Genomic DNA, 3275 nt, shown 5'->3' with positions numbered 1-3275 from the left:
TTTGGTAAACCAATTATTGTCCTGGAAAATTCTTTGGTTAAAGTAAGCCATAAGATCTGCTTGCCATTCATGGACATGACTATTAACGCGTTCTGAACGTGGCTTCGCATACTTGTACCAGGTCGTTTGCGAACGCTGCAAATAAACTCGCCTGTCAGCATCGGGAACCCAAGTTTCTAGCAACGCATTCACATATTCACGACTGGCCGCATGGAACTGACCTGAATAAGCATCATTAATTACTTTTTGAACGTGCTGTGTCGCCAGCGGGTGGGTAAGATTACTGTTAAACTCGTCCAAAATGTCAAAACACTGGGCTTGTAACACGTTTGAAGAATAACAAGCTAAGGCCAGCGTGAAGATTGTATTGTGCCGACCATAGCCCACGTTTTGATCAATGTCCGTTTGGTTAATTAAGGCTTGAAACCACGGTTGGTCAATCTGGCGACTAGTCCGCCAAGCCTTAAAAGACCGTTGAGTAGTTTGGGACTTAATTTGGTGCTGGTCATTCGCAAAATTAATACTCCAAGTCATTAAAGCTTGGAAGTCAACCGTCATTTTAGGCTCAAAATATTCAATATTGTCTGGTCGCGGAACTCTAAAAACGCCAAAGCTGTTGCAAGTCACATCAACCGCCGGCAACTTTTGCGCGTAGTATTGCTTTAATGACTTAGCAATCGCTTTAGCCGCACGCACTGCCGGCAATTTCCCATTAGCATGACGACGGACGAACACTGGCTCATCAAAGACATAATAGATATGATAGCCCTTGGTAGTCGCCAAAATTAAGGTTGGCAGAAACTGTACGTCTAACATCGCCGTGTCCCAAACCTCGGCAAACTTCGCTTGCCGTTCCTCAGCATCACGGTAGTCAACGTCAACCACTAACGTATTGATCTGACTTAAATTTTGTTCCTTAGCCCCTTTTACATAATGCTTAGTCGCATCTGTATAGGTAAGATAATTAAAAACATTGGGCGTCCAATGCGTGCTGTTAGTATAGTTATCATAGACTGCTTCTTTGGAGGTATAAATCGTCCCCCAGCTTTTCGACATTTGGGCTTTACTGCGATACATGGCAATCGCACCTTGCTTATTTTGTTGCCCCGAAACCGATTTTTCTAAGTTCAAGACGTTACTGTTACTATGCCGGGCTTTAGTTTCCCGTAACCCTTGATGCAAAATCAAATCAATCGCTTGTTGTGCTGTTTTCGTCGTTGACATACTGCTCACCCCCTACTAAAAAAGAACGCCGTAGCGTTCTTAGTCATCATTTTTATGTATTAAAATTAAACTTTCATACACTAGATTTTTAAGCAATCGCTCCAGTTAACGTGGCTACTTGGTATTTAAACCCCAACTTGGCTCTTAGGGCGGTCAAATTCATCAAACTGCATTCTTGCCAAACATAACTGGCACGAGTACAATTAACTCATTCGTTGATAGTTCTATGAGTTCCCGTGGCTTAGACCCCACGGGGATTTTTTTGTTTATTTAATTTTTAATTGGGATTAGCTTAATAGGTCTCAACAAACATGGAGCACTTCTCCCTCTAGGCTTAACTACACAAAAAGCAGATTAAGCCGCCCACTGGGTTAACTTAATCTGCTTTAACTAAACCTATGTATGCGTTTAACTCGACTTTTCAACTGGCATATTTCTAATAAGTTTAGTATAATATTCCTATCAGGCAACTAGAGTTGACTGCTTTTAGTAGTTCACATCCTAGCTAGCCATCTATAAAAGACGAGCGTTAAAGGCGATCAAGTAGCCTTGGTACTTGATTTGCTGTTTTGAAGGTTACTTCCAATAGCCTTCAAAACAACGCTTTTTTTATTTATCTTTATATTTAATGATACTGTAGGAATGAACAAAAGTAAAGTCAAATCAACTAAATATATTTTTGACAATTCGCAATATATTTAGTATTCTTAATATATTGAATATATCTAGTATATTTAAATTACTGAATATATCAAATATACTTAGGAGGTTTCTTAAATTGAAAAAGGGCCGTGTTGTAGTATTAACAAACTTAAAAGGCGGAGTCGGTAAAACAACAGATACAGATCTATTAGCGATAGTAGCCAGTAAGCCATCATTATTCAATCAGAAAGTTCTTTTAATCGATGTCGACTTACAAGCGAATACTACTAATAACATCAAAAGAACCTTTAACGTAAATCAATTTCCACAATCATTTGTAAAAGCTGCTCAAACTGGAACTTTAAAAAATGCAATTATGCCTTTAACTGAAAACTTAGACATAATTGCAGGGTCAATTGCCGAACACGAATTAGTGGACTCGATAATTGATAATTCTAAAAACAAACGTGAACGGTATTTTTATTTCAAAAAAATGGTCGATGAAATCCGTCCAAAGTATGATTACATTTTTTTCGATGTAGCTCCGTCTACCGATTCAGTAGTGGACGCAATAATAATGGTTACTGATTATATTATTGCTGTACAAGAAGTAAAAAGAATGGCAATGGAAGGCACAAGTAATTTCATTAGCAATTATTTACAACCCATGTTGAATAACTTCCCAAACGAAGCAAAGTTTCAAGTAGCTGGCATATTACCTGCATTACTTTCCTCCAGAAAAAAGACACAACTTTTAAATTACAAAAAAACTGTTGCGCGTTACGGTGAAGATAATGTTTTTCACACTATTGTTAAAAATCACGACCGACTTGAAGCATTTGGAGAAAATGGCTTTTCATTAAACGATTACAATGACAGAAAAATGTTTGCTTTATTTGCAGATTTGTTTACCGAATTAGAATTGAGAATTGAATCATTTGAAAAAACTGGAGATGTTAAAGACTTTCGATATGAATCACATTATTTTGATTCAATGACTAATACTACATTACCAGCTGGGAAGGAGATACAATTAGATGGGATTGCTGAATAGAGATAATATCGATTCAAAACCTAAAATTGATGTTAGAAACGAACCAACGAAAATAGATGATGACGCCAAAATCACTTATGGCGAAAAAGGTTTTAAGGCCAAGGATCGAAAACCTGTACAGGTTGATCCACCAGTATTAGAACTCATTCAAAACCTAAGTTACGCTAAAGATATGCCAATGTATAAAGTTGTAGATGTTGCAATGAATGCTTATTTAGCAACATTAACTGCTTCGGAAAGAGCAATCTATGATATGAGGCGGAAAAAATAAATATATTAAATATACTAAGTATATTAAATGTATTAAATATATTTAGTATACTTTTATTTAATTTCTATTTTACCCTCCTTACAG

Annotated in this window: 3 protein-coding genes; 2 read left to right on the top strand and 1 reads right to left on the bottom strand. The window is 36.9% G+C overall.

Annotation, left to right across the window (positions count from 1 at the left end):
• Window positions 1-1224, bottom strand: a 1224-nt coding sequence (locus KGF65_RS16420; protein ID WP_216788255.1) for a primase C-terminal domain-containing protein, incomplete at its 3' end; no start/stop codon positions are given.
• Between the two features lie 778 nt (window positions 1225-2002).
• Here KGF65_RS16420 and prgP point away from each other — a divergent pair.
• Together prgP and prgO are read left to right on the top strand one after the other, a co-directional pair.
• Window positions 2003-2920 carry a ParA superfamily DNA segregation protein PrgP gene (gene prgP / locus KGF65_RS16415; RefSeq protein ID WP_056953185.1) on the top strand — a complete coding sequence of 306 codons (918 nt, stop codon included), beginning with the start codon at window positions 2003-2005 and terminating at the stop codon, window positions 2918-2920.
• Window positions 2904-3191, top strand: coding sequence for a DNA segregation protein PrgO (gene prgO, locus KGF65_RS16410; protein ID WP_056953187.1), 288 nt, complete (start codon window positions 2904-2906; stop codon window positions 3189-3191). Before prgP ends, prgO begins: the two co-directional genes overlap by 17 nt.
• Window positions 3192-3275: the final 84 nt, after the last annotated feature.

It is taken from the genome of Lactiplantibacillus sp. 30.2.29, from assembly GCF_018991255.1.
Lineage (GTDB): Bacteria > Bacillota > Bacilli > Lactobacillales > Lactobacillaceae > Lactiplantibacillus > Lactiplantibacillus pentosus.
The sequence above is the reverse complement of the archived record's forward strand: the minus strand, read 5'-3'. Positions and strand labels throughout refer to the sequence as shown.

Coding starts and splice junctions, on each gene's coding strand:
- prgO (WP_056953187.1), top strand. CDS start 2,904: ATGGGATTGCTGAATAGAGATAATATCGATTCAAAACCTAAAATTGAT.